The 26,472-nt window shown below is 56.3% G+C and carries 28 protein-coding genes and 1 tRNA gene; 15 read left to right on the top strand and 14 right to left on the bottom strand.

Annotation, left to right across the window (positions count from 1 at the left end):
• Window position 1: 1 nt before the first annotated feature.
• The 3 genes from FB556_RS08800 (at window position 2) to FB556_RS08790 (ending at window position 2,991) form a co-directional block, all read left to right on the top strand.
• Window positions 2–1,327, top strand: a complete 1,326-nt coding sequence (locus FB556_RS08800) for a S8 family peptidase (RefSeq protein WP_141866858.1) — start codon at window positions 2–4, stop codon at window positions 1,325–1,327.
• A 65-nt stretch (window positions 1,328–1,392) separates the two neighbouring features.
• A complete protein-coding gene (locus FB556_RS08795) occupies window positions 1,393–2,802 on the top strand; it encodes an NAD(P)/FAD-dependent oxidoreductase (protein WP_141866856.1) in 1,410 nt (469 codons plus the stop codon).
• A gap of 115 nt (window positions 2,803–2,917) precedes the next feature.
• Window positions 2,918–2,991: transfer RNA gene (locus FB556_RS08790), tRNA-Leu, on the top strand.
• A gap of 109 nt (window positions 2,992–3,100) precedes the next feature.
• Here the strand turns inward: FB556_RS08790 and FB556_RS08785 are convergent.
• From FB556_RS08785 to FB556_RS08775, 3 genes are all read right to left on the bottom strand, one after another.
• Window positions 3,101–4,282 (bottom strand): IS481 family transposase, encoded by a 1,182-nt coding sequence (locus FB556_RS08785; RefSeq protein ID WP_141864361.1) that lies wholly within the window; start codon window positions 4,280–4,282, stop codon window positions 3,101–3,103.
• Between the two features lie 333 nt (window positions 4,283–4,615).
• Complete coding sequence (locus FB556_RS08780) at window positions 4,616–4,852, bottom strand: helix-turn-helix domain-containing protein (RefSeq protein WP_141866854.1); 237 nt, start codon at window positions 4,850–4,852, stop codon at window positions 4,616–4,618.
• Window positions 4,853–5,092: 240 nt separating this feature from the next.
• The gene (locus FB556_RS08775; RefSeq protein WP_141866852.1) at window positions 5,093–6,196 is read right to left on the bottom strand and encodes an acyl-CoA dehydrogenase family protein; all 1,104 of its coding nucleotides are present in this window, start codon (window positions 6,194–6,196) and stop codon (window positions 5,093–5,095) included.
• 136 nt (window positions 6,197–6,332) lie between these two features.
• On the opposite strand from FB556_RS08775, the gene FB556_RS13880 reads away from it, so the two are divergent.
• The 3 genes from FB556_RS13880 to FB556_RS08760 all read left to right on the top strand — a co-directional run bounded on the left by FB556_RS13880 (window position 6,333) and on the right by FB556_RS08760 (window position 8,297).
• Window positions 6,333–6,704 (top strand): class C sortase, encoded by a 372-nt coding sequence (locus tag FB556_RS13880; protein ID WP_211344044.1) that lies wholly within the window; start codon window positions 6,333–6,335, stop codon window positions 6,702–6,704.
• A gap of 186 nt (window positions 6,705–6,890) precedes the next feature.
• Window positions 6,891–7,280, top strand: coding sequence for an acyl-CoA thioesterase (locus FB556_RS08765; RefSeq protein ID WP_141866850.1), 390 nt, complete (start codon window positions 6,891–6,893; stop codon window positions 7,278–7,280).
• A 153-nt stretch (window positions 7,281–7,433) separates the two neighbouring features.
• Complete coding sequence (locus tag FB556_RS08760) at window positions 7,434–8,297, top strand: 3-hydroxyacyl-CoA dehydrogenase family protein (protein ID WP_141866848.1); 864 nt, start codon at window positions 7,434–7,436, stop codon at window positions 8,295–8,297.
• A gap of 58 nt (window positions 8,298–8,355) precedes the next feature.
• On the opposite strand, the gene FB556_RS08755 is transcribed toward FB556_RS08760, so the two are convergent.
• Window positions 8,356–8,901: a hypothetical protein gene (locus tag FB556_RS08755; protein ID WP_141866846.1), complete on the bottom strand. Its 546-nt coding sequence runs from the start codon at window positions 8,899–8,901 to the stop codon at window positions 8,356–8,358.
• Window positions 8,902–8,920: 19 nt separating this feature from the next.
• The gene (locus FB556_RS08750; RefSeq protein WP_425461611.1) at window positions 8,921–9,262 is read right to left on the bottom strand and encodes a GroES family chaperonin; all 342 of its coding nucleotides are present in this window, start codon (window positions 9,260–9,262) and stop codon (window positions 8,921–8,923) included.
• Between the two features lie 173 nt (window positions 9,263–9,435).
• Between FB556_RS08750 and FB556_RS08745 the strand changes: the two genes are divergently transcribed.
• The 3 genes from FB556_RS08745 to ilvA all read left to right on the top strand — a co-directional run bounded on the left by FB556_RS08745 (window position 9,436) and on the right by ilvA (window position 12,950).
• Window positions 9,436–10,311 (top strand): Bax inhibitor-1/YccA family protein, encoded by an 876-nt coding sequence (locus FB556_RS08745; protein ID WP_342774667.1) that lies wholly within the window; start codon window positions 9,436–9,438, stop codon window positions 10,309–10,311.
• A gap of 127 nt (window positions 10,312–10,438) precedes the next feature.
• Window positions 10,439–11,641, top strand: coding sequence for an AI-2E family transporter (locus FB556_RS08740; protein WP_246057330.1), 1,203 nt, complete (start codon window positions 10,439–10,441; stop codon window positions 11,639–11,641).
• 49 nt (window positions 11,642–11,690) lie between these two features.
• Window positions 11,691–12,950: a threonine ammonia-lyase gene (gene ilvA, locus FB556_RS08735; RefSeq protein WP_425461612.1), complete on the top strand. Its 1,260-nt coding sequence runs from the start codon at window positions 11,691–11,693 to the stop codon at window positions 12,948–12,950.
• Here ilvA and FB556_RS08730 read toward each other — a convergent pair.
• The 3 genes from FB556_RS08730 to FB556_RS08720 form a co-directional block, all read right to left on the bottom strand.
• Window positions 12,947–13,612 (bottom strand): hypothetical protein, encoded by a 666-nt coding sequence (locus FB556_RS08730; protein ID WP_141866840.1) that lies wholly within the window; start codon window positions 13,610–13,612, stop codon window positions 12,947–12,949. The genes ilvA and FB556_RS08730 overlap by 4 nt on opposite strands.
• Window positions 13,613–13,731: 119 nt before the next feature.
• The gene (gene greA, locus FB556_RS08725) at window positions 13,732–14,220 is read right to left on the bottom strand and encodes a transcription elongation factor GreA (RefSeq protein ID WP_141866838.1); all 489 of its coding nucleotides are present in this window, start codon (window positions 14,218–14,220) and stop codon (window positions 13,732–13,734) included.
• A gap of 160 nt (window positions 14,221–14,380) precedes the next feature.
• On the bottom strand, window positions 14,381–14,869 hold the full coding sequence (locus FB556_RS08720) for a DUF4307 domain-containing protein (RefSeq protein ID WP_141866836.1): 489 nt from the start codon (window positions 14,867–14,869) through the stop codon (window positions 14,381–14,383).
• A gap of 89 nt (window positions 14,870–14,958) precedes the next feature.
• On the opposite strand from FB556_RS08720, the gene mca reads away from it, so the two are divergent.
• From mca to FB556_RS08695, 5 genes are all read left to right on the top strand, one after another.
• The gene (gene mca / locus FB556_RS08715; RefSeq protein WP_141866834.1) at window positions 14,959–15,921 is read left to right on the top strand and encodes a mycothiol conjugate amidase Mca; all 963 of its coding nucleotides are present in this window, start codon (window positions 14,959–14,961) and stop codon (window positions 15,919–15,921) included.
• Between the two features lie 7 nt (window positions 15,922–15,928).
• Complete coding sequence (locus FB556_RS08710; RefSeq protein ID WP_141866832.1) at window positions 15,929–16,300, top strand: hypothetical protein; 372 nt, start codon at window positions 15,929–15,931, stop codon at window positions 16,298–16,300.
• Between the two features lie 13 nt (window positions 16,301–16,313).
• Window positions 16,314–17,111 (top strand): isoprenyl transferase, encoded by a 798-nt coding sequence (locus FB556_RS08705; RefSeq protein WP_211344017.1) that lies wholly within the window; start codon window positions 16,314–16,316, stop codon window positions 17,109–17,111.
• 67 nt (window positions 17,112–17,178) lie between these two features.
• Window positions 17,179–17,700 carry a prepilin peptidase gene (locus tag FB556_RS08700; RefSeq protein ID WP_246057326.1) on the top strand — a complete coding sequence of 174 codons (522 nt, stop codon included), beginning with the start codon at window positions 17,179–17,181 and terminating at the stop codon, window positions 17,698–17,700.
• A gap of 53 nt (window positions 17,701–17,753) precedes the next feature.
• Window positions 17,754–18,887, top strand: coding sequence for an FAD-dependent monooxygenase (locus FB556_RS08695; protein ID WP_141866830.1), 1,134 nt, complete (start codon window positions 17,754–17,756; stop codon window positions 18,885–18,887).
• A gap of 61 nt (window positions 18,888–18,948) precedes the next feature.
• On the opposite strand, the gene FB556_RS08690 is transcribed toward FB556_RS08695, so the two are convergent.
• The 3 genes from FB556_RS08690 to FB556_RS08680 all read right to left on the bottom strand — a co-directional run bounded on the left by FB556_RS08690 (window position 18,949) and on the right by FB556_RS08680 (window position 21,680).
• Window positions 18,949–20,370 carry a class II fumarate hydratase gene (locus tag FB556_RS08690; protein WP_141866828.1) on the bottom strand — a complete coding sequence of 474 codons (1,422 nt, stop codon included), beginning with the start codon at window positions 20,368–20,370 and terminating at the stop codon, window positions 18,949–18,951.
• Between the two features lie 67 nt (window positions 20,371–20,437).
• Window positions 20,438–21,058: a carbonic anhydrase gene (locus tag FB556_RS08685; protein WP_141866826.1), complete on the bottom strand. Its 621-nt coding sequence runs from the start codon at window positions 21,056–21,058 to the stop codon at window positions 20,438–20,440.
• 55 nt (window positions 21,059–21,113) lie between these two features.
• Window positions 21,114–21,680 carry a DUF4245 domain-containing protein gene (locus FB556_RS08680; protein ID WP_141866824.1) on the bottom strand — a complete coding sequence of 189 codons (567 nt, stop codon included), beginning with the start codon at window positions 21,678–21,680 and terminating at the stop codon, window positions 21,114–21,116.
• A 234-nt stretch (window positions 21,681–21,914) separates the two neighbouring features.
• On the opposite strand from FB556_RS08680, the gene glpX reads away from it, so the two are divergent.
• Window positions 21,915–22,919, top strand: a complete 1,005-nt coding sequence (gene glpX / locus FB556_RS08675) for a class II fructose-bisphosphatase (RefSeq protein ID WP_141866822.1) — start codon at window positions 21,915–21,917, stop codon at window positions 22,917–22,919.
• A gap of 6 nt (window positions 22,920–22,925) precedes the next feature.
• On the opposite strand, the gene FB556_RS08670 is transcribed toward glpX, so the two are convergent.
• The 3 genes from FB556_RS08670 to FB556_RS08660 form a co-directional block, all read right to left on the bottom strand.
• The gene (locus tag FB556_RS08670) at window positions 22,926–23,393 is read right to left on the bottom strand and encodes a hypothetical protein (RefSeq protein WP_141866820.1); all 468 of its coding nucleotides are present in this window, start codon (window positions 23,391–23,393) and stop codon (window positions 22,926–22,928) included.
• A 215-nt stretch (window positions 23,394–23,608) separates the two neighbouring features.
• On the bottom strand, window positions 23,609–24,799 hold the full coding sequence (gene manA, locus FB556_RS08665) for a mannose-6-phosphate isomerase, class I (protein ID WP_170200428.1): 1,191 nt from the start codon (window positions 24,797–24,799) through the stop codon (window positions 23,609–23,611).
• A gap of 29 nt (window positions 24,800–24,828) precedes the next feature.
• A complete protein-coding gene (locus FB556_RS08660; protein WP_246057324.1) occupies window positions 24,829–26,463 on the bottom strand; it encodes an LCP family protein in 1,635 nt (544 codons plus the stop codon).
• Between the last annotated feature and the right edge of the window lie 9 nt (window positions 26,464–26,472).

The raw sequence follows: 26,472 nt of genomic DNA, 5'->3' as shown, positions 1-26,472 counted from the left end.
GATGTACAACAAGGCACTTGCCGGCGTCGCCGGTATTGCACTGACCGCAATTCTTGCCACCCCTGCGGCTGCCGATTCGTGGCGCGATGAGCAATACTGGCTCGAGGACTACGGGTTCACCACCGCCTGGGAAACCAGCATGGGCCAGGGCGTGACCGTCGGGGTGATCGACACCGGTATTGACGCATCCCACCAAGATCTCACCGGTCAGGTCGTCGGCGGCTACGATGCTTCCGGAACCGGCGAAGCAAACGGCACCACGCCCATGGGACCGGATCCCAACCACGGCACGATGGTGGCCTCACTTCTTGCCGGCCACGGTCACGGCGATCCTCCGGAACCTGAAGAAGACGACGAGGATGCCGAAGACAAGGGTGAGAAGGACGACGCTGAGGAAGACACCGAGCAAGAAGAAGTAGCACCAATCGATGAATTTGGCACCGACGGGATCCTCGGGACGGCGCCGAAAGCCGATCTGCTATCCGTCTCCGTGCTGCTTGATGACAGTGCACCCAACGTGCCCTCGGTTGATGAACAAATCGCCGACGGTATGACCTGGTTGGTCGATCAGGGAGCCGATGTCATTAATATCTCTCTGGCATCTTCGGCCCAAGACTGGCCAGAAGCTTGGGACGACGCATTCCTCTACGCCGAAGAAAATGACGTCGTCGTGGTCGTGGCAGCAGGTAATCGCGCTTCCGGCTCTGACGTCGTCGGAGCACCCGCGACCATTCCCGGAGTGCTCACGGTGGCTGGGCTTGATGAAGACGGCAATGCCTCGTGGGATGCTTCGACCGAGGGCATCACCATCGGGGTTGCGGCCCCTGCCGATCCATTGATCGGCGCGCTACCCGATGATAACTACACCACGTGGTCGGGTACCTCGGGCGCGGCACCGTTAGTATCGGGACTTGCAGCACTGATCCGGGCCGACAACCCAGAGATGCCGGCCCCTCAGGTGATTCATCGCATCCTGGAAACCGCCAAAGACACCGGGAATGCGGGCCAAGATAATCTCTATGGACGTGGCATGATCGATGCGGCGGCTGCGGTCAGCGCGGACGTGCCGACCACTGATGTCAACCCGATGGGGTCAATCGCCGAGTGGATTACCTTGCATCGCCGCGGAGAAATCGAAGAGACCAGTGGCACCGAGGACACTCGCGAAGTCGCCGGTCCGATCAATTACCCCACCCAGGTTCCCACTGCCGCCAAGCTGGAAGAACCACCGTCCACGCTGCAAGCGACCGTCGTCATCGGCTTTGCAGTTTTGCTCCTTACGGTGATCATTCTCACGGTCTTTTTCACTCGCAGACGCAACCAATAACCACAATCTTTGTGACTTTGGTAAAAACTTCACAAAGTTACGTCAAGCCAACTAAGGTAGGGCATATGGCTATTACTCCTCATCTATCTCCCAAACCCCGCGTCCTCGTCGTGGGCGGTGGCTACGCTGGATACCACGTAGCGAAACGCCTACAGAAAAAGATTCGCGACCGCGGTGGCATCGTCACCGTTGTGGAACCAAATTCTTATCTGACCTACCAACCGTTTCTGCCAGAAGTCGTCGGCGGCTCGATCGAGCCTCGCCACGCACTCGTTGATCTGCGCAGCCACCTGCGTCAGTCCGAAATCGTGCAGGGCAAAATTGTCGAAATCAACCACGCTGAAAAAGTGGCCGTTGTTGAAGGCCCCGCAGGCATGACCTTCGACCTGCCGTACCAGGATGTGGTGGTCACCGCCGGTGCTGACTCCCGTACCTTCCCAATCGATGGCCTGGGCGAAGCCGCCATTGGTCTGAAGCGCATCGAAGAAGCCGTGAGCATCCGCAATCAGATCCTGGAGCGCATCGAATCTGCAGCGCTGATGACCGACGCCGAACAGCGTCGCAAAGCCATGACCTTCGTTGTCGTCGGTGGCGGATTCGCTGGTGCAGAACTCATCGGTGAAATCGAAGACCTCGTGCGCACCGCAATTTCCAAGAACCCACGCTTGGCCCAGTCCGATGCTCGTATCGTGCTGATCGAAGCCATGGGTCGCATCATGCCAGAAGTCAGCGAAGAACAAGCTGTCTCCGTGGTCGAAGAATTCCGCTCCCGCGGCATCGAGGTTATGCTGAACACCTCGCTGTCCTCGGCCGTGGACAACCACCTGAAACTGGTCAACATGACCGACCAATCTGACGCCGGTTCATTCGACGCCGATACCCTCATCTGGACCGCAGGTGTTGCAGCCAACAAACTGGCTCGTTCCACGGACTTCCCAGTCGAACAGCGTGGCCGTATCGAAGTTACCCCGACTCTGCAGGTCTCTGACGGCGAAGGTGGCGTACTGGAAGGCGCATGGGCCGCCGGCGACGTTGCCGCTGTTCCAGACCTCACCGGTGATGGCCCCGGCGGTTTCTGTGTACCAAACGCTCAGCACGCCGGTCGTCAGGCCACCCGTCTGGCCGATAACCTCATGGCTGTTCGCTTCGGCGAAGGCGCAGTTGAAGAGTACTACCACAAATCGCTTGGTGCAGTAGCCGGTATGGGGCTAGGTAAAGGTATCGGGAACCCGTTGGGCATCGAGCTATCCGGTGTTGCCGCGTGGTTTGCTCACCGCGCCTACCACAACTACGCGCTGCCAACCTGGGAACGCAGCTCACGCGTTCTTGGTGGCTGGATCAACGAGGTGATCTGGGGCAAAGACACCACCCAGCTCAAGGAACTCGAAACCCCGCACAACGCATTCCGTGAAGCTGCCGGATTAGAGAAACTGCCAAACCGCTTAGACCAAAAAGCACAAGCGGCTCAAGCTTAAGCGTTATAACTTACGACGACGGTCCAGCGGTTTCTGCCGGCGGACCGTGATCGTGAACGTTTAGGGTTCGCAAATTGTGACCATCGGTTTCAAATGCGCTAAACTCTAAATGTTCGCCTCCGTAGCCCAATCGGTAGAGGCAAGCGACTTAAAATCGCTGTGTTATGGGTTCGAGTCCCATCGGAGGCACTGATGTCCTGAGTCGCGACATCGTTGACAGATGAGTCGCGACATGGATGACAAAAGCCGCAGAATGTATTTTCTGCGGCTTTTGTCGTTCCCGGGGTTGTTCATGGGTTCATTCACTGAGGGGTTTGCGCCAGGTCGGTTTCTGATAATCCTTGGTGGCGTCCAAGATATATTCGGTGAGGATCTCGCCGGTGGCCGCATCTGAGATAGTGACGTGGTCGTTGTGGATGAGCATCAGCACTTGCTTGCCGCGGTGCGCGGAGCCGATGCCCAGATGGCGGATTTTGCTGGCGTAGCGCAGTGTGACTTTCCCGTTGTTGTCCACCCGGTCGGTGCGGGTGCGGTATTCGGTGTCATGGGTGGTGTTCGGGGTGGCTTTGGGTAAGGCCGTGTAGGCCTGGGCTGGGGTGCGCCGGTTGATCGCTCGGTGGGGTCGTTCGGTGTTATACCAGGTAGCAAAGGTATCCAAGAGCATTTGCAGTTGTTCTAGGGAGGCCGGCAATGAGCGGGCGCCCAGCCAGCGTTTGAGGGTTTGGTGGAAGCGTTCGATTTTGCCTTGGGTTTGCGGATGTGATGGTGCCCCGTTGCGTTGTTGGATGTGATGGGCGGCTAGCAGTTTTTCGAACCCGTTTTTGGCCCCGGGCCGGCTGGTGAATCGAGCAGTGAACACCATCCCGTTATCCGTCAACGTGGCAGCTGGCGGCCCATAGGTGGTGATCAGCTGGTCCATCACGGCCACGACATCGGCGCTGGTCCACAGGGCTTTGGCCTGGATGGTCAATAGCAACCTGGAATGATCATCTAAGAAATCTAGGATCTCCACCCGGGTGCCATCGACTAAGAACCAGTAGGTGATATCGGCTTGCCAGCACCCATTGGGTAGTTCGGCTTGGAATCGGATATACGAGGATTTCGGACGCTTCTTCGGCTGGGCCACCACCAGTCCGGCGGCGCGCAGGATGCGTTGGATGGTGGAGGTCGATGGCACGTGGAAGCCCTCTCGGGCCAGATGCCAGGCAATGGTCTCTGGGCCAGCATCGGCCCCGTTAGCCACTAGGGTTTGACGCAAGCCAATAACCCGGGCCCGCACCGTCTCGGTCGTCGTTTGCGGCCGGGATTTGGGTGCCTTAGATTGCGGCAAGACCGCCGCAACCCCACCGGATCGATACCGTTGCACGAGCTGATGGACCCATTGCCGGGACACTCCAAACTTCGCTGCAGCCTGAGCAATACTCAAGCCTTGATCTACCACCGAGCGAGCAATAACCAGATTCTTTTGTGAGCTAGACATAGCTCATCATTGCCGGCAGCACTGTCAACGATGTCGCGACTCACCGGTCAACGATCACTGTCCCAAAATGTCAACGATGTCCCGACACATCGGTCAACGGTCTCTTGGGTTCAGTCCAGTCAAAACCTGTCAACGATGTCGTGACACTAGACACCATCGGAGGCACTGAATACCGAAACCCCTTCAGCCGCATGATCTGACGGCAGAAGGGGTTTCTTGTTCCCCTGCGAATCAATTCGTGGGCTCATTGTGACCACATTCATTTGTGCGGCAAGAACATCGAGGGCGTCTGCCGCGACATTCAAAGCGGAACCAGATGGGTCTTCTTATGGGCTACGCCACGAGATCCGCTATGGTGCCGGGTTTGCCGCAGGCAGTCCAAATTTTGTGTACCTCGTTCATATCGATCGCTGAGCCCTCGACGTTGAGCCGCTTATACAGTGTGGATCTGGGAATGCCGGTCTCGTCAATGATGTCTTGGAGGGTTTTCCCGCTGTCTGCGATCAGGTCACGCAGATTGGCGCGCAGTGCTTCTAATTGCTCAGTTTGGTTGATGGTTGACGTGGTCATCGCGATTTTCTCTCCATCGTCGTTGATCTGATGACTCGGTGCTCTTTGGAGCCCGGCCTATAGATCATTAATAACCATTGGCTAGGACAAGATAAGCCCCCGCCGGCAACATTGTGGATAAACGACGAGTATCCACAATCGGCGTTAAATCGATGAAGCTAGCTCCCGAAGCTTATAACGCTCATCAGCCATGAGGAGAAAGCATGATCACATCTGACCGCAGACAGCGTAATCAGTTATTTACGATTGCAACTGCTCAAGCTCCCAACGCAACTGTGCCTCCGATGGCGACTGCAACGGGATGAACGTCGACTCACGGTACCGCCGGTTCGTATCTGAGGTGGTAACAAAACCCTTACCACCCGCAGTTTTGAGTTCCAGTGCGGCAAGCTCCACTCCGAGTCGCCCGGCGTTCAGCCGCATCGATAGAACATCCACTGGCTTCGTTGGGGTAGCAGTCCCAACTGCTTGCGCTAATGCAGCCAGCTGCTGTTTTGTTTCAGTAAGCATTCGACCCTGCTCTTGGATCTCTGGCATAAAATTCGCATTCGCTCCGGTAGCATTCTCCACGGCATGCGCATAGCAGGTGGTAGCTAAACCCAGACAAAAGCTGGCCTGCAAGATACTCAGCGTTGGGCGCGTACGTTGTAAGAATGGTACAAAATCCGTGGTGAGTATCTGATCAGGGCTGATCACGACGCCGTCGAGTTCTACAGAAGTAGAGGCTGTCCCTCGCATCGCAAGAAGCTCAAGTTCGGGACCTATCGTTACTCCTGGACTGTTCAACGGCAAAGCAACGACGACGCCACCCTCGGCACCGCTTGTGTGCTCAGGTGCATCAGGTCCGTATGCGGGAGTTATGGCGATGGCATCCGAATACAGATTCGAAGCCCAGGCAATCCGGCCCGACAATCGATACTGACCACGGCCATCACGGTCCACCCGAAGACTGAGATCCCCAGCCTCCGCCAGGGCTTTGTAGCCCGGCGCCATAGCAGAAGCACCAGGCGTAGTACCCGAACGCAACGCAGGGAGCAGCGATTCTGCGTAGGATCCACCGGCAAGGCTAAGAAATTCGATACACATTCTGTGGCCCCACAGCGCAAAACCGGTGCTGAATGACCTACGGGCGAGCTGTTCGATGGCACTGGCTTGGTGTAGGAGTTGGCCTTCGTGATTCGCGGAGGCGCCAAGATCCAGCATGCCGAAATCAGCAAGTCGGGAGAGCACGTTGCGAACTTGTATTCTCCCGGAGTCAATCCCTTGGGCGTTTTCCGCGACCCATTCCGTGAGTTCTGTTGGGATCTCCCGCGTTAGGAGGTACTGCTGTATGGCATCGAACATTGAAGTTATGCGTCCCCTTATAGTGGCTCAGGTTTGTCGCCACTAGTCTAGGTCTTTGGCTCAACACTAACCGGACAGTGCTTAGCGAGACTATGTGAAGGCGCGCTAGAACCCGGTGAACTAACCACAACGAGACATCGCACGACCGGTATATCACGGGACCTCGGAAGAGGTCGACGCTAAAGGCGCCGGACACCTTTGCGGCACCTCGCTACCGGTGGGAGGACCATCTCCCCGGGCTGTCCTGACAGCTCACTCTGGCCTGGTGCACGCCCAGCTGTTCACCACTTTATTGAATGCGGAAACCGGCGACGTAGTCTGGGTTAGTTCACTCGGTGAAGACCACTACTATGAGGTACGCGAGACAGAGACCGTTTTCCCTGGAGACACCGAATCTCTGGAAACTATCGAAGGCGAAGACTGGGTGACATTGTTTACGTGTTCGCCCGTTGGCATCAACAGTCACCGCTTCCTAGTCCGTGCTCAGCGAATCCCAGCTCCAGAATGACGTCCTAGAAGGTTTGTCCGCAGGTTTTCCCTGGTGGGCCCTGTGGGTCCTACTCGGGTCAACGGTCGTGGCATAGATCCTGGTTGCTCCAGTGAAACCGCAGAAGAAAACGATGACACGCGAATCAGACAGCTAGAATGCGATCTCAGAGCGGAGACTCTGGGAACTCACCACACAAGGAATATTATGATTACAGCTACCATCCGACCGCGCATTGATGATCTCGGCCCGGCGGGGCACGTTCACAACACAGTATTGCCAGCTTGGTTCCAGGAAGCGCGGCATGATCTCGTTGAAAAGTTCCTGACTCCCCAGGCTGATAACCCGCTTCCGCTCATGATCAAAGAATATACAGTGACCTTTCATCGAGAACTGGTTCTGACACCCGACGTCGAGATCAAAATCGTCGTGGAAAAGATCGGGAATAGCTCTTTTGTTCTTTACGAGCAGGCACATCAAGGTGGTCTTTTATCGTGCGAATCACGGGTCGTGTATATCTACGTGGGTAGCGATAACCGCCCAGCACCTATTCCAGAGGATCTGCGAACATATCTAAAACAACACGGTGCGGATTGATCGGTCTTTTCAAAAAATCCACAGTTAAGACGGCTGGTCACCAGTCACCTTAAGTGGTCCGTCAGCTTCCAGCTCCTGAAACGTTGTATTCGGAATCGATTCATAGAATGATCTGTCGAGGTATCGAACAGAAGAACATAGGAAAGAATTTTTATGAAAGAATCTGCAATCACGGTTATCGGTGGTGGGACGATGGGTCGAGAAATCGCCTTCGTCGCAGCCATGAGTGGTTTCCAAACCTACCTGGTGGACGTTGAGGAGCGGTTTCTCGCCAACGCACGCGAGCAGCTGACTAAATCCACTGCTCGCATGGTCGAACGGCAACGAGTAAGCCAGGAAGCTGTCGATGCTGGCTTCCAGAATCTCACCTTCACCATCGACCGGGATACCGCAGTAAGACAGTCCTCATTTGTGATCGAAGCGATCGTCGAAAATCTAGAAATTAAACGGCAACTGTTCGCTGAGCTGGATGAGATCGCTGCCCCGGAAACGATTCTGGCTTCCAACTCGTCGTCGATCGTATCCTCCAAACTCGCTGCAGGTCTGCTCCATCCTGAACGCGTGTGCAATGTGCACTTCTTCAACCCGGTGTTGCAGATGACGCTGGTAGAAGTCGTTGGCGGTGAGCACACCGCTCAGAACACCTTGGATCGCGCGTTAGAGCTATCCAAGGCTATGGGTAAGACTCCTGTTGTCGTCGAGAAAGAAATTTTCGGTTTCATCGTCAACCGAGTGCTGATGGCCATTGTCGGCGAAGCGCTGCACCTTTACGAGCAGGGCTATGCATCGATTGAAGATATCGACATTGCTATCAAGGAAGGGCTTGGCCACCCGATGGGCCCCTTCACCCTGATGGATCTAGTTGGCTTGGACATCAACCTGGGCATTCAAGAGCTTGCGGCACAAGAACCGAATGACCATCTTGTCCCAGAGGTGAGCGCCACGTTATCCTCGCTTGTTCAAGAGGGGAAACTTGGTCGCAAGACCGGCAAGGGTTTTTACAACTACAACAAGTAGATTCTTGCATTGCGACAAGGGCTGCTACCCAGCGCTAGGGTGGCGGCCCTGCGGTTGTTTAAGCTCCGGTGATCAGCCGATATACTAGCCATAGCAACGTCCCGAGGATGCCTAAACCAGCCAGGGTCAGAATGACAAACATGACAAGCGCAAATGGCTCATTTGTGGTGCCTGGTTGTTTTGAGTACTGCTGTTTCGGATCGAAAGACCGTGCCTGATAATTACCGAATTCATCTTGGCCCGATTGTCCAGGTTCGAAACGGGCTGAGGCACTCTGAAAGTGAGCGGATCGTGCTGCGTCGCGTGCATCCGAGTGCTCTGAGGTGATGTTCAGCTCTGTCTGTGCTTCCGCTTGTACTGGCTGTTGCACATCTTGATACAGTTCTTCGTCGTCGAAAGATAACACACCGGTTTCGAAGGTTTCATAGTCCGGCGCATTGCGGAGTTGTTCGCGCTGGTGACCGGAGAACACCATCTCGGTGGCCAGCCCGACGCCGTCGTCCTGAGGTTTTTCAGGTGGCGGGGGAGGGGTAACGGATTCAGATGACGAACCTTCGTCTCGTGGACGAGGATCCTCAGAATCTGAGTTGGGGTGATTCGTCATAACAACAACCTCATGTGAGTTACAGGTACATGCCTTGGGATTTTTGGCTGCCGTGTGGATCAGACACGGCATGGAGGTCACGTTCCCGCACGAGCACATACGTGGTCGCATCGATTTCTACTTCGTGACGGTCCTCCGGGTCGTACAGAATGGTGTCGTCGAGCTTGACTTGACGCACCGAAGGGCCCACGGCAACAACTTTGGCCCAAGCAAGGCGTTTGCCCATGGCGGCGGTGGCGGGGATGACAATGCCCGATGCTGAGCGTCGCTCTTTGGTGCCCTCATCGGGTTCGACAAGAATGCGATCGTGCAGCATCCGAACGGGCAGCTGAGTCTGTGCAGAAGATCCTTGAATAGTCACGCCACCAGCTTACGGGGTCTTTGGCCCTCATAAGTAGGGCTGCACAATGTGAATTTTTGGCAAAGATAGCTCTTACAGCGTGCAATGACGACCTTGTGGCATTAGGCTGGAATCCGATGAGATATGCCCACTGAATGACTGTTTGTCGGTGGGAAACATGAGAAAGGATGGGCATGCCCAACCCCGTATTTCGATCTAAAGCTTTTCAAGCTCCTGTGCAGCGCGCGAAACAGGAACAACATGCTGGTTTTCAGCAGGGTCAAACCCAGCAGCCTTACGGCTACGCAGGTCAGCCAGGTGTAGGCCCGAACGCCTATGCTGGCGCCGGACAGAGCATGAGCCCAGACCAGCTGGCCAACATGTACCAGCAGCCATCGGCCACCCCGGCTGATACCGGTCGGATGACCTATGCTTCGGTCATCAACCGCTCTGCTGTCGTCTTCGGATTGATTGCACTAGGTGCCATCATCGGCTGGACCGTTTTCAACCCGATACTGTACTTCGGTGCAGCGCTGATCGGTTTGGTCACCGGTTTGGTCAATGCGTTTAAACGTGAGCCGTCGCCAGCATTGATCTCGGTGTATGCAGCCGCCCAGGGTGTCTTCCTGGGTGGGCTATCGAGAATGTTTGACTCGATGGCACCCGGTGTAGCATTCCAGGCGATCCTGGCGACCCTGTCGGTCTTTGCTGTCGTCCTTGCGCTCTTCCGTTCAGGTAAGGTCCGCGCTACTCCCAAAATGACCCGCATTGTGCTAGTCGCCATGGTCGGCTATCTGGTCTTTAGCCTGGTCAACTTCGTGCTGATGATCACCGGCGTTGTCGATGGTGCCTTTGGTTTACGCTCCGGTGTGCTTGGTATTGCCATCGGTATTATTGCGGTGCTGTTGGCCTCGTACTCGCTGGTCATGGACTTCACTGCCATCGAAGAAGGTGTTCGTGCCGGCGCCCCAGAACGTTACTCGTGGACCGCGGCATTCGGTTTGGCAGCAACTATGATCTGGATGTACGTCGAGATCTTACGCATTCTGGCGATCTTCAGTCAGGACTAGCCTCGAACCTCTCAGACGCGATGGCCGGACCGTATGGTCCGGCCATCGTCGTATTCTAAAGGCATATAACGTCAAAACCGCAGGTGACCGACTACGCTAGACAAGCAGCTGTACGTAAGGAGACTGTGTGACGACCTCATCGCCGTCGTCGGCCGGGCACAGCCCAGCCGAGAGACCGGAACCACAAGTCCCTATTTCGGTGCGCGTCAAAGAAAAGCTCGCTGAAGACGTACCTTACGGTGTGGTGGTCGCGGCGGCCTGGTCGTGGCGGGTGCTGCTCATCATTACCATGAGTGCGGTGGCGATTTGGTTGCTGTCGCACGTATCGCTGCTGATTATCCCCCTCCTGATCGCTGCACTGCTGGCGACCCTGTTACAACCAGCCCACCGCTTGTTGTTGAAGCTTAAATTTCCCCCGGTGTTGTCGTCTCTAACACTTACTCTGATGTTGGTCCTGGTCGTTATCGCCTTGCTCACGCTTGCCGGTCAGCAACTTGCTGCAGGCTTTGTCACGATGCAAGCATCCGTGTCGGCTGGTGTCCGTGACTTCATTGCGCTCATCGAGTCGTGGGGTGTGTCCTTTGAGCAGTTCAATTACCAAGAGCTCCTCAACGATCTGACCTCGACGATTCAAGACAACTCGGGAGCAATCCTCTCCGGTGCTCTGGGCTTTGGATCGACGGCAACAAACATTGGTGCCGGCATTATCATGGCGCTGTTTGCCCTGATCTTCTTTCTCAAAGACGGCCCCAAGATCTGGGACTTTCTCCTCAACTTTGTGCCACGCAACCACCGCCGGGCCGTCGATGGTGCAGGGTATGCCGGCTGGGGAGCACTGGGGTCCTACGTGCGCGTGCAGATTTTCGTCGCGTTCGTTGATGCTCTAGGGATCGGCCTGGGGGCTTGGATCCTCGGGGTGCCATTGGCGATGCCCTTAGGCGTATTAGTCTTCCTCGGCTCTTTCATACCCATCGTCGGTGCAGTACTCACCGGTGCTGTCGCTGTCCTGTTGGCACTTGTGGCTAACGACTGGACTAATGCGCTACTGATGTTGCTGGTAGTCTTAGCCGTCCAACAGCTCGAATCCAATGTGCTGCAGCCGCTGGTCATGGGCAAAGCCGTCAATCTTCACCCGCTGGCCGTCTTCTTGGCTGTCTCATCGGGTATCGCCACCCTAGGTCTGGTTGGGGCGGTATTTGCGGTGCCGATCCTGGCGTTCGCCAACGAATTTGTAAAATACTTATCACGGAAACCGTGGCTGGATGATCCTGACCCAGAACCTGAGCAGCCACCCGGCGCACCACCTGAACCCGCAAGTCAAAAACCATAGAACGTCCACCAGAGCGAATTACCAGAAGACTACCGTTGTGCAGGAGAAACTGTTGCAAACCACCCAAACCGGTTCCTCAGCCGTTCGATATGAAGATATTGAAGCAGCCCGCGAAACTCTCAAGAGCGTCATCACCGAGACCTCGATGGATCATTCGCGTGCGCTTGGGCGAATTACTGGTTCGACTGTGCATTTGAAATGTGAAAACTTACAGCGTGCTGGTTCGTTCAAAGTTCGTGGCGCCTATGTGCACATGGCCTCGCTCACTGCAGAACAGAAAGCCAAAGGCGTTGTAGCAGCCTCAGCTGGAAACCACGCGCAAGGTGTTGCACTGGCAGCATCGCAGTTAGGCATTGATGCTCGGATCTATATGCCGTTGGGTGCTGCCCTGCCGAAAGTTCAGGCTACTCGAGACCACGGCGCAACCGTGGTGCTGGCCGGCAATAACGTGAACGAAGCACTGGAGTTGGCTGCGCGCTATGCCGAAGAAACCGGTGCCACCTTTGTCCATCCGTATGACAACCCTTATATTGTCGCCGGACAAGGCACATTGGGGTTGGAGATTCTTGAACAACAGCCTGATGTCGATACGATCGTCATGAGCATTGGGGGCGGTGGCCTCTTGGCTGGTGTTGCCATTGCGGTCAAAGAACATGCGCGCCGCCAGGGCCGTCATATCAATGTGATTGGTGTACAGGCCGAAAAAGCAGCGGCGTATCCACCGTCACTGGTGGCCGGTAAGCCGGTCACGCTGGATAACGTGGCAACGATTGCCGATGGTATTGCCGTCGGGCGCCCGGGCGATGTTCCCTTTGCCGTGATCCAAGAACTCTGCGATGAGGTCGTCACCGTAACAGATGATGAAATTGCCGCTGCCATCGTGTTTTTGTTGGAGCGCTCCAAGATGGTGGTCGAACCGGCGGGTGCCGCACCTGTGGCAGCGTTGATGACGGGCAAATTGAAGGAAGCCGGTATTGAATCCGAGTCCATTGTTGCGGTGCTGTCTGGTGGGAACATTGACCCGATGCTGATGCTCAAAGTCATTCAGGTCGGCTTAGCTTCGGCCGGCCGATTCTTGACCGTGAAGATTGCACTGCGTGATCGTCCAGGCGAATTGCAGACCATTTCGCGGATCATTGCTGAGAACGATGCCAACGTGACCCGAGTAGATCACTCAAGGGTAGGGGCAGGACTGACCATGGGCGGAGTTCATATCACAATCGATATGGAAACCCGCGGGCGCGATCATTCGGAACAGATATTAGCTGCGCTGCGTGAAGCCGGGTATGAGGCGATGGTACAACACTAAGCTGCAGGACGCTCCGATAGGGCAGCCATCTTCGATTTTTCCATCAGTCCGGTCAGCGAGGACGTCGACTTGGCCAACTGGTCTACGACAGGGTCCCCTGAGGGATATTCGTGGACGTGCTGACTGAACTCAGCCATAGACCATCCGGGGCGTTGCGAACCCAGCAAAAGTTTCGAAGCGTTGATCGCCTCGATGACTTCTAACAGGATGCGATCTTGTTGACCGACGGTGCGCTGACCACGCAAGGCCAGTCCGAGGTCATCTTGCACACGTTCCAGCGCGTCGGTCGCGACCAGCCTGTAGTGCCTGGAGTCGCCGGTCAAGATGCCTTGTCGAGCAAATTCCTTTTCTATGCCTTTTACTGGGTCAAGCTTTTTATTGCCCAAAGCGCTAGAAACTTGCTTGTTATGGAATTTGCTGAGGTTGGAGAAGACCTCGTTGAGGCCGACTGCACTCGGGGTGTGCGAGTCATCGACCCGAATGAGTGGGTTGGTCAGATCCCAGGCTTTGGTCGCATCAGCGGCCACGAATTGCACCGTTTCGGTGCGTTCAAACTCTAGAAGAGTCAGCGTTGTTCGTGCAGCCACAAACAACGATTCGACCCCGGTAATCCGGGACCGGTGGGGAGCGGTGAGCAGCAAGAATTTTTCGATATTCAACACAGTCCCAGGCTAACACCAAAACTAGGTTTTAATGCACCACAGGTGGTCTCCAAAATATCGGAAACCACCTGTGGTGATGAGTTTGAAGTTCTGTACTCGACTAATCGAGCGTCGTGACTTTAACCGGTGTACGGTACGACGGAGATCAGTTCGACCTCGATGTCCTTGCCGTTTGGAGCTTTATAGGACACGGTGTCTCCGGCTTTATGTCCTTCAATTGCGGAGCCCAGCGGTGAAGCTACAGAATAAACTTCCACATCAGAAACCTCCGCGATCTCGCGGGATCCCAGAACGAATTTCATCGAGTTTCCGGCCAGTTTGCATTCTACGAGCATCCCGGGCTTCACGATGCCGTCGTCGGCCGCCGATTCACCGACCTCGGCATTTTCTAGTAATGCTTTGAGCTCTTGGATGCGTCCTTCGTTCTTGGACTGTTCTTCTCGAGCTGCGTGGTAGCCGGCATTTTCCTTGAGGTCGCCTTCATCTCGGGCGGCTTCAATGCGATCTACGATCTCCTGGCGATATGGGCCCGAGATGTAGTCGAGTTCGTCTTTCAACCGGTCGTAAGCTTCTTGGGTTAACCAAGGTGTGCCCTTTGTCGTGGCCATGCCGGCCTCCTTACTTATCTCATTCATCAAACTAAAAGCCCCGCGGCACCATATATGTGCAGACGGGGCGACAGTTCTGGAATATACCGGGCTTATCATACCACCGAACGTATTTACATAATCAAGTGTTGAAGCGCGCAGCCGAAGCCTTCAAGAAAACTTAGTAATCGCGGAAATTTGAAATATTCGGAGCTTCTTCATCTTCGACATACCAGCAGGTATCCACTTCACCTGAAGCGCCTAGGTGATCAGTTCGCAGCGAGGTCTCATAGTATTTGGTCAAATCCTTGCCAGCAGCATTTGGGTTTTCATCAGGGCCGATGACCACTGTGCGATAGCCAGCAACAGCTGCTGTCTCAGACAGCACACGAACAGCACAGGCTACGGTAGCTTCTGGTTCTTTGGTGACTTCGAATTCAACCCACGCTTGAGTTGCATCTTCGATCGAATAGCCGACACTCTTGAAGGCCAACATTCTTGAGCTGGAAGAAAAAGCGAACCAGAAGGTCACCGCGATGGCTGCAAGTAAGGCGATAATGGCAATTATACGGCCCGATTTTTTGGAAAGGTGAAACCGTTTGGTGTCACCATACCTGGTCGCTACACTATTGTCGGCAGAAGGTGCCGCCTGGTTCGGGTTCGCAGTCATATCGAGCTTTAGCCTAATACAGCCGATACTTCGGTCCGAATTGTGTCCGCCGTCAGCGCCACAACGCACATATACAAGGAGTCCACGTCATGTCATCCGATCCACAGCTGCCAGACATCTCCGATTCGGGCTTGCCAGATTCGACTGGATTGCGAATGCTGGCCGTGCATGCTCATCCCGATGACGAGGCCTCGAAAGGTGCGGCCCTGATGGCCGCCTACGTGCACGCCGGTGCGCGAGTCATGGTGGCTACTGCAACCGACGGGGCGATGGGGGATCTGAACAACCCACATTATGGTGAAGCGATTCGGGTGCAACGAGATATCGCGGCTGTCAGATACCAAGAAATGGCAGATGCAGCGAAGATTTTGGGTATTGAGCACCGCTGGTTAGGCTTCCGTGACTCAGGCTTCCCAGAAGGCAATGACCCGATGGCGAACCTAGAACCCGGTTGTTTCGCTGACATTCCTGTAGAGGACGCCACTGCGCCACTCATGCGTCTCATCCGAGAGTTCAAACCTCACGTGCTATTGACCTACGACGAAATTGGTGGTTACCCGCACCCCGATCATCTGCGAACCCATGCGATCTCGATTGAAGCGTACGAAAAATCCGGCGACCCAGAGGCGTACCCTGGCACAGGGGAGCCCTGGGAGATCTCCAAGCTCTACTACGATCGCGCGTTTAACCCTGATAAGTTCCGGGCAGTCCATCGGGCACTGATAGCTAGCGGGCAAGAATCCCCCTACGCCGACCGTATTGCCTGGTACGACAGGGTAGAGGCCGGCGAAGACGATCCGGATGCCTGGCGTATCACCAAACATCAGGTCACCACTCAAGTCAATGCAGGCAAATTCTTGGAATACCGAGACGCCGCCCTACGCGCTCATCGCTCCCAGGTCGACACCCACGGCGCATTCTTCTTTACGCCAAATGAAATCTTGCGCGAGCAGTGGCCATGGGAAGACTATGTGCTCATCGACTCCAAAGTTCCCACCAGCCTGCCCGAAGACGATTTATTCGCCGGGCTCCGAGACACCCCGCTAGACTGAGACCACCATGCTCTATTCGATTTATACCAACGTCGTGATCGCCGGCCTTGAAGATCCTGTACTCCGTGAAGGCTTGCGTGAAGAAGACGTCACTCCCGGCATTCTTGGCTTCTTGGCAACTTTCGCGTTCGTGCTCGTGGCCATCGTTGTGTTCCGTATTATGATCCGCCAAATCCGTCGTGTAAAACTGCGCTCTACGACAGCAGAGGACATGCTCGTGGAACGGAACCAGCCACACCTGACCCCAGAAGAACGACAACGCTCTGACATTGATGAAGTAGGCCACAGCCAGACCGAAATACTGCGCAAGAAGTATCCCGGCTATCTTGATATGCCAACTCTAGAAGCCCAAGAGCCCGACTCTGGGCGTCAGGGCTAGGCTCGCACAGCGCATGGTATTGTCTCCACATCGGACGCTGCGAGTTCCTGATGTCGTCTATCGTTTTTATGAGCGGCGTCTGGCGCGCAGTTTGCACCCCGATCAGCTCCCGAATCACATCGGCGTGGTGCTAGACGGGAATCGTCGATGGGCAAAACAAACGGGTGCCTCAACTGCCTATGGGCACCAAGTCGGTGCCGAAAAGATTCACGAATTTTTACACTGGGTCGCAGAATTCGACATCCCGGTGGTCACGCTGTACATGCTGTCGACCGAAAACCTCAACCGCGATAAAGCCGAGCTAGAACCACTCATCCGTATCATCGCCAAAACGCTACGGCAACTCGGTGCTGGGCTCGCTGATGGTACCCAATTGAAAGTCCACCCGGTTGGCGATCTGAGCATCCTGCCCTCCGATTTAGCTGACTTACTAACCGAGACCGCCACTGCAACCAAAGATCATCAGGGTGTGCATGTTAATGTTGCCATCGGCTATGGTGGCCGCGAAGAAATCGTGGATGCAACGAAGTCCTATCTGCGCGATGCAGCTGATGCTGGATATACTCTTGATCAGGCTATTGAAAGCCTTGATGTCGAAGCTCTTTCAGACCGACTCTATACTCGAGGTCAGCCGGATCCAGACCTGGTGATACGTACCTCCGGAGAGCAGCGCCTGTCAGGATTTTTGATGTGGCAGTCTGCATATTCCGAATTTTATTTCTGTGAAGCCCTATGGCCCGCGTTCCGGCGGGTCGATTTTGTCCGTGCTTTGCGCGATTATGCCACTCGAAATCGCCGCTTCGGTTCCTAGCCGAGGTTATCCACACCAGGACGCAGACCCTCCCTGTTAAACGCTCACATTGGCTACAGTTGCTGACGTGATCGATCTCCTGGCTCAAGAGCTGGCACGAACCTCCGCCGAGCTCCTTCCTCTCGTCTGTCTATTTGCTGCACTGGCATGGTTTGGCGTCTACGGCGCCATCCTGTTTATCATCGACGTGCGGGAACACCGCTTACCCAATGTCTTGACCGCGTCACTGGCTATCGGAGCGAGCCTCCTGTTACTCACCAGCTCATGGACAGCCACGAGTGATTCTTTCTTGGCTGGCCGGGCGCTCCCTGCGATCCTGGGAGCGTTGGCATATTGTGCTGCGATGTTTCTCCTGCATGTCGTCACTCGAGCCGGGATCGGCATGGGAGATGTGAAACTGGCAGCGGGGCTTGGACTGTATACGGGTTTTCTCGGTGTTGACGCGCTCATCGCGGGATTCGTGCTGGCTTTTGTGATCGGAGGAGCCCAAGCGGTCTACCTTGTGGTGTTTCGGGGTGCGAGCAAATCGACCCGAATCGCTTTTGGTCCGGCAATGCTCGTCGGGTGCTTGGTGGTGCTGCTCATGTAGGGCTTGAGCCGCTACACTGCCTAAAAGTATCGTTTTGACGCGAAGGAGCCTGAATGCGCGTTGGAATCATCGGGGCCGGAATCGCTGGCCTTGTCGCAGCCTATAGCTTCCAGCGCGAAGGCCACGACGTCAGCGTGTATGAGCGCCGTGCTGAACCCAACGTCGAGGGAGCGGGCCTGACCTTATTTGGTAACGCGTTTGCCGCGCTCGATGCCATCGGGCTGGGGGAGCGGATCCGGGGCATTGCAAATAATTCATTACCTTGGCTCCGAACGGGTCAGCGCACTCCTGATGGCACATGGCTGACAAGCATGCCGCAAGAAACCATCGGGCAGTTGTATAGCGTGCATCGTATCAAACTCCACGAAACACTTCTGGGCAGCCTTGCACCGGGCACCGTTCGGACCGGTATGGAAGCCGCCGTCACCGCCGACGGATCACCGTGCGTCGCACTGGCAGCCACCACCGAGACCTATGACCTGGTGATCGTTGCTGATGGGCTGCACAGCCGCAACCGCCAACGGTTGGGACTAGACACCGGAATTGACTATTCGGGATATACCGCCTGGCGCGGCGTCACAAGCAAGCCGGTAAATATTGCGGGCGCCGCAGCCGAGACCTGGGGTCAGGGCAAGATTTTTGGTTTCGTGCCGCTACCTGATAACAAACTGTACTGGTTTGGCACCCGCAACCTGCCAGCAGAAACCAGCTTTGACGATGAGTACCAGGCGGTTAAAGATTCGTTTACTAACTGGCACGATCCGATCCCAGAGTGCATCGCAGCAACCGAACCACACGATGTTATGCGCCATGACGTCTACGATCTCCACAAACCGCTATCCACTTTCACCCGAGGTCGGACAGTATTGATCGGCGATGCCGCACACGCAATGCTGCCCAACCTGGGACAAGGGGCAGGGCAAGGAATTGAGGACGCGGTCACGTTAGCCATCTTGCTCAACCAAACCCGACCGTACGACATCGACCACGCACTGGCACGATATTCAAGGCTGCGACGTCCTCGGACAACCAGACTGTGGCGACAGTCTCGACTGATGGCCCAGGTTGCTCAAGCTTCGAATCCTCTGGCTGTTCGACTGCGGAACTTTGGAATGCGACTGACACCGCCCCAGTTGATCGGATCCCTGACACAACAATTGCACCGCTGGTATCCACCTGAGGTTTAGCCGGCTGTTAAACGCGTCGTCCCCCGCACGCTGCGGGGGACGACGTCGGAATATCACAAAACTAGCTTGGGCGGGTCATCGACATTGGGTCGAGGGCTTCATCCAGCTGTTCTTCGGTGATGTCGCCGCGTTCCACATAGCCAAGGGCGATGGTTGCCTCACGCACGGTGATCTTTTCGGCAACCGAGTGCTTGGCGATCTCAGCGGCAGCTTCGTACCCGATGATTTTGTTCAGCGGAGTCACGATTGACGGGGAGGCACCGGCGAGGAAAGCGGCGCGCTCGACGTTGGCTTTCAGGCCGTCGATCATTTTGTCTGCCATGACGCGCGACGAGTTGGCCAGCAGGCGGATGGATTCCAGCAGGTTGGAAGCCATCACGGGGATACCGACATTGAGCTCGAAAGCACCGTTGGTCGACGATAGCGACACGGTGGTGTCGTTGCCGATAACCTGGGCGCATACCATCGACACAGCTTCGACAATGACCGGGTTGACCTTGCCGGGCATAATCGAAGAACCTGGCTGCAGGTCTGGGATGTAGAGTTCACCCAGGCCGGTGTTCGGGCCGGAACCCATCCAGCGTAGGTCGTTGTTGATCTTCAGCAGTGAATACGCAATGTTGCGCAGCTGACCGGAGGCCTCGACTAGGCCGTCACGGTTGGCCTGAGCTTCGAAATGATTGCGTGCCTTGGTGATCGGCAGACCGGACTGCTCGGCAAGGACTTCGACCACGCGCTCGGCAAATCCGATCGGAGTGTTGATCCCGGTACCAACGGCGGTACCACCCTGTGGGACCTCAGCAACGCGCGGCAGGGACGCATCGATGCGCTCAATACCGTAACGCACCTGAGCGGCGTAGCCGCCAAATTCCTGACCCATGGTGACCGGGGTGGCATCCATGAGGTGGGTACGGCCAGCCTTGACGACCTCGGCGAATTCTTCGGCCTTGCGCTCTAAGGATTCCGCAAGGTAGGCCAGGGCTGGTTTCAGATCGTTGATCAGCGCATTGGTGACCGCAACGTGCACCGAGGTGGGAAACACATCGTTAGAGGACTGGGACGCGTTGACGTGGTCATTGGGGTGCACGGTGGTTTCGGAACCGGCAGCTTCCAACGCGCGGTTCGCCAGGGTAGCGATGACTTCATTGGTGTTCATATTCGATGAGGTACCTGAACCAGTCTGGAAGACATCGATCGGGAACTGATCATCGTGTTTGCCGGCAATAATTTCATCAGCAGCGTCGGTGATGGCTTTGGCTTGGTCATCGGTGATGACGCCCAGCTCGTTATTGGCGATAGCACAGGCTTTTTTGACCATGCCCAGGGCGTGGATATGCGCGGGTTCCAAACCTTGCCCGGAGATCGGAAAGTTTTCTACTGCCCGCTGGGTCTGTGCCGAATATAGGGCATTGATGGGCACGCGGACTTCACCCATGGTGTCGTGTTCGATACGGAATTGCTGATCATTAGACTTCGTTGTCATAATCCTCATCCTAGGCCGGGGATTGCCCCGGGTTCTGTGTGTTTCGGCTTGAGCGCAAGCCACGAGGTCAGGGTTTCACCGGACCTAAAATATCACCGATTTCTACGGAGCCATTGGACAGCGAGTATGTTACTCCTACGACGGCGGTGCGACCCTCTTTGACCGCTTTGGCAACCGCATAGGAGGTGTCGACCACCCGGTGTACGGTTTGGTCCGTGTGTTCTTTCACGGTGCCATTGACATCGGTGACGCCCTTGGACCGTGCTGCCATCACTGATGGCATGATGCGTTCCACCAGGGAACGCATAAAACTTTTTGGCATGACGGCGGTCTCGACGGCCTGTACAGCAGCGGTGACCGCACCGCAGTTGTCGTGCCCCAAAATAATGATCAGCGGGACATCGATTTCCTCGATCGCAAATTGCAACGAGCCTAAGACGGCGTCGTCGATGACCTGGCCCGCAGTACGAACGACGAAAACATCGCCCAGACCCACATCAAAAATGATCTCTGCGGCAAGGCGTGAGTCGGAACACCCAAAAATCACGGCATGCGGGCTTTGTGAATTCTCCAACGAGGCGCGCCATCCGGCATCCTGATGTGGATGGTCCACTGTCCCATCGACAAACCGTTGATTGCCGGCTTTTAGTTGTGCCCAGGCTTGTTGGGGTGTCAGCGTGGTTGGCACGGGGCTCCTTCGAGTAAGCACACAGTCGTGTGGTGCATGGTGTCGGGCGGTGCTGTTAGCGGTATTGGGTCATGAGTTTTGCGGCCAGTTGCTGGAGGGTCTCTTCATCCATCGAACCGGAGATGATCAGCGTCATCGTATCCGTGGGTTCGATGGCATCAGCTGGGCGATCCTCGTTCGGGGTGACGGGTTGGTCAAATTCGGCGACGAGATAGATGTGCTCATCGCGGCCGACCCAGCGTTCGACGTCGTGGTTGGCCACGGAAATCGTCGTGGATTCGCCGGCGGGCTTGATTTTATCGCGAATCCAACCATTGGTCGCGTTGGCGGTTTGTGACACCCCAAAGAATTCATCTGCCTCGGTCAGATACCCGACATTCCATGCCGGGACCTCATCAAGCGAACCCGAGTTCCAGCGGGCATAATTCGCGCGCCACGTGTCGGGGACGTCCATCTTGACCGGCGTAAACGCCGCCACATTGGCCACCTCGGATTGGGCTGCGGCTACATCAACACCCGGATCGAATTCGTTGTTGGACCGCGGATTTAACGCCATAAAGGCCAACACGATCGCCAGTGTGACCAAGACCGAATATGTCATGGCCTTGGCCGTTTGGCTCATCCGATCGCTCTGCGCCTTCGTCAATTTTGGCTTGGGCGCAGGTTCTTGGGGTCGTGGTTCGGCCGGGGTGGCATCGACCTGGTCGTGATTGGTAGCGATGTTTTTTCCTTTGCAACAACACAAAACTGAAAACTCTACGTCCCTATTGTGCCACCAAATAAGCCCGAGGGGACATTCAGATAGACTAGGAACGAAATTTTTCCTTCGCCCCACCAAGTTTTCGGGAGTATGTACATGACGAAGAAAGCGTCGGCCCAGCAATTCGAAGGTGCCGGTACCCAAGACCGCAACCTGGCCATGGAACTGGTCCGAGTGACCGAAGCTGCGGCCATTGCTGCCTCTGAGTGGGTTGGCTTTGGTGAAAAAAATATTGCCGACGGCGCGGCGGTCGACGCCATGCGAGCCTTCTTACACACCGTGCACATGGATGGCACCGTGGTGATTGGTGAGGGTGAAAAAGATGAAGCCCCCATGTTATATAACGGCGAACGCGTGGGTGATGGTTTAGGCCCGAGTGTCGACGTCGCCGTGGATCCGATTGATGGCACCACGCTGACCGCAATGGGGTACAACAACGCCCTATCCGTTATGGCGGTGGCCGAACGCGGTTCGATGTATGACGCCTCCAGTGTGTTCTATATGGAAAAAATGGTGGTTGGACCAGAGGCTGCCGAACTGGTGGACCTGCGGCTGCCGGTCAAACAGAACCTGCTGCTCCTATCCAAAGCCCTGGATAAGAAGGTTTCACAGCTCAACGTCTGTGTGTTGGACCGTCCACGGCATGAGGGTTTGGTCAAAGAAATCCGTGAAGCCGGTGCGCGTGTGAAATTTATTATGGACGGCGATGTGGCCGGCGGTATCGCCGCGGCACGCCACAATACCGACGTCGATATTCTGCTGGGAACCGGCGGGACACCGGAAGGCATCATTACCGCGTGTGCGATCAAAGCTACCGGCGGAATGATCCAGGGCCGCCTGGCTCCTGTTGATGATGAAGAGCGCCAGCGCGCCATCGATGCCGGACATGATTTAGACGCCGTGTTGACCACCAATGATCTGGTGTCTACGGAAAATTGCTATTTCGCTGCGACCGGCATTACCGATGGTGACTTGCTGCGTGGCACTCGGTACTTCTCCGACCGTATCGAGACCCAGTCGATTGTGATGCGCGGGCAGACCGGGACGGTGCGGACCATTGAGGCCGAGCACCGTCCGGCGAAATGGAAGAAAGCGAACTAGAGGGTTCTACGCCGCGGTTGCCGACGACTCGTCGTTGGTGACCGCGGTTTTTTCTTCCCGCTTCGGAGCCAGTTCATCCTGGGACAACTGTTCGGGTTCTCCGATCTCGGGTTCAGGGATCTCTTCAACTGTGGTTTCGGTGTATTGGTTGGTCACCAGCATCCAGGCGGCTGCCGCCACGACGAATGCCAGCACGGGCACGATAGCCCAGACCAGTGACGTGCCGCGAAAAACCAGCGCCAGTAAGGCTGGCACGATGGTCATGACAACGGTAGGCAGTTCAACCGAAACGGCCGCGGTTTTTGGTCCAGTGGCCAACGTGACGATCACGATGACAGCACCGATGGCCAGCAAGTACCACAGTTGGGGGATCGAAGCGAAACCCAAGGCCAGCACGCAGCTGGCCGTTATCGTGGCGACAATGGCGGCACGACGTGTTGTTGGATCCAAATCAGAGTCGATAATGTTGTGCAATGATTCCCCTATTTTGTTATGAAACGGCTGGTAGTCCTTAGGGTAACTCGCCCAGGATTGCAGTCAAGCGTGGCGCGATGATCTTCGCGCCCGGGTGGCCATGAAGATTGTCACATCAACTACTATTGTCCGGTGGCGTGGTACCGGTTGCTTATGCTCACCGGGACCCGTTCGACATCGCGAACCGCCCGACCGACGTGACCTTTGGATACTGCCTAGGGTCGGCTGGCAAGAAAGATGGTGACGTCCTCGTCGCCGGCTCGAAGATCTAGGCTGTGCACATCGCCGGGAATATAGATGCCGGCTCCTGGAGAGATGACCGCGCTGTCCCGCCCTGAGGTCAGTGCACCGGTGCCACTTGTGCCCACCGCAATGCGCGGGGTCGTAGCGGTAACCGTCAGACTGGTGCCCGCGGGAAGGTCGTAGCGGGTCAGAGCAAAGTCTTTAACGGGTGGGGTAAATCGAGTGACGGTTACGTCATCGATGGTTCGCACGCTGGGGGTGATGATTGGGGGCGCACCGGGGGTAAAATCAACGACTTTGCCCAGCTCGGCGACATCGACGTGCTTGACGGTAAGACCACCGCGAATGACATTATCGGAGGTGGCCATGACCTCTAGGCCAAGGCCGGCAACGTAGGCGTGGATGGTACCGCTGGGAACAAATAACGCCTCGCCAGGGGAGAGTGTGATGAGGTTCATCAGCAGTGCGACCAGGGCACCTGGGTCATCCGGGTGGATCTTGGCGGCTTGTAGCGCGTTGACTAAGTGCTCGTTGGTAGTAGTACTGCACTGCACGGCGGCGAAGATCTCGGCGGTGAAGCCATCGGGCCGCCAAAATGGCCCGTGGGGGTCCACGAGTTGTGCAAAAACCTCTTTGAGTTCGCCGGCGCGCAACCGATCGGCCATCGTTTTGAGCAGACTGGCCAGTTCGGCGTTGTCAACCAACTGGACGAGCTGATCAAAAGTCTTGGCAGTCACCTTCGGGTCGCGGAACCCGGCCATTGCGGTGAAATCGCTCAGTGCGATGAGCATCTCGGGTTTATGGTTGGGATCGCGGTAGGTACGGCGGGGATCGGCTAGTTCAATTGACGCGGCGTTCTCGGCCGCGAAACCGGCTTCGGCATGCTCACGGGTGGGATGCGCCTGAATGGATAACGGCTGTGCTGCGGCCAGTAGTTTTACCAGGTATGGCAGATCGACCAGTTCGGCAAGTGCTGTGCCATCGGCCAACAGGGTGGGTGTGGTCGGATGGGTGCCGAACCACATCTCGGCTTGCGGGGTCTTGGAAGCGGGTGCTCCCGTGAGTTTGGGCAGCAGGGTTTTGGATCCCCATGCGTAATCCTTGATGGGAGCCTGAAGCGGGTATAAAGCGTGTTGCACACCGGACGGGTGAAAAGTGGTCAAATGTTTGGCCTTTCTTCTCTTTGATGATCCTAGCCCGGATGACACTGGTGGTTGGTTTTAGCGGCGTGATCTAACAGAGTGGTTTGGCCGGCATCTTCGGCCCACATGAGGTATTCTTTGGTGATTTCGCTGCCATCAGGCTGCGTCGGGACCGGTTCCCAGTTGGCGGTTGGGTCATTGTCCGTGGCGTCTAGCAGATATAACCCTAGGGTCGGTTGCATGATGTGGGCCCCGGACGGCGGAGTCCCGTCGGCAGACAGCATCTCGTGGACGCGGGCATGCACCTCATCGAAGTCCGGATAGGTTGAGAACTGCTCGCCCTGCTCCCCGAAGTCTGGTGCTCCAATGGTGAGGCGTTCCATGTCGTGGCGTTTCGACTTGGCTCCGAGGTTCAAGAAACTGCCCACCTGGGACTGCGGAATCGAGGTTTCCACCATCTGTTCGCCGGCCCCGAGGATCGATTCGAATCGGGTCAGCAGCGTGGGCACATCGAATTGTGACAGCATGGCCTGCTGGACGCACTGTTGACGCCGGATGCGCGAGTAGTCAGAAGACCATTTGCGCGACCGAGCAAAGCCCAGCGCGTCGTCGCCACCAAATGTGTGCGTGCCGGGCTCCCACCAGGCGTTGCCCCATTGGCCATCGGGGCGCACGCCGCGGTAGGGGGTCCACCCACCGGTAGTCACGGTCACCCCGCCCATCGCATCGATGAGCTCGCTGAATCCGGCCATATCGATCATGACGTAGCCGGTGACATCCAGGTCCAAGATGCCCGAGACCGCGTCCATCATGGCTTCCGCACCCGGGTCCTCGGCATTCGGGTACAGATCGGGATGGTTGGTAGTCACATCGGTGTACAGGGCGTTGACAATACAGTTATCTCCACAGCTGTACCCGTTGGGATAGATATTCCACAGGGGCGAATCCGAAGCGAACGGCGCGTTTTGGAAGTTTCGCGGAATCGAGAATAAAAAGATTTTGCCGGTGTCGGCGTTGATTGAGGCCACGGAGATCGAGTCGGGGCGCAGTCCGGCACGACCTTCACCGGCGTCGGCGCCCATGATCAAAATATTGTAGCGGCCATCAGATTCATCGACAGCCGGACCGGAACCGAAGATCGAACCCAGCGAAGATGTCGAAGCGTTGAGCAGAAACGCGCCGTAGGCCGTTAGGCCAGAAGTCAGCAGGGTTGCGACCACCAGTAGGGCCGCGATCAGTGCCCGCGCCCCGGATTTCAGTTTCACGAACTGGATGATGCGTGCGGTATCCAACCACAGGATCAACCATCCGACCGCAATGGCCGCCAGGTAAAAAATGCCGATCGACTGGATGAACGGGTTGAAGGCTAAGGTCAGGGTAAAGTCCCGTGCCACCAGAAGTCCAAGGATTATTAGGGCAATGAGCCCCCAGTTCAGCAGCGTGACAGCCAGCCCGATGCGTCCGAGTCGATGATTGCCCGTTACCGACTGGGCGCCACCGGGAACGAAGGTCGTCAGACCGATGAGCAACAGGGCGCGGGTCGTGCGCTGACTGAATGTGCCGTCACCGGTGTGTTTGAGCGGGTCTTTTCCGGCACCACCGTATTCGAGCTGGCGGAGTCGCTGGTTGAGTTCTAAGCGAATCTGCCGCTCTGTCTTGCTGCGCGTTGTCGAAGAGTTCGTCACTGCTGCTCG

It is taken from the genome of Enteractinococcus coprophilus (genome assembly GCF_006716305.1).
Lineage (GTDB): Bacteria > Actinomycetota > Actinomycetes > Actinomycetales > Micrococcaceae > Yaniella > Yaniella coprophila.
The sequence above is the reverse complement of the archived record's forward strand: the minus strand, read 5'-3'. Positions and strand labels throughout refer to the sequence as shown.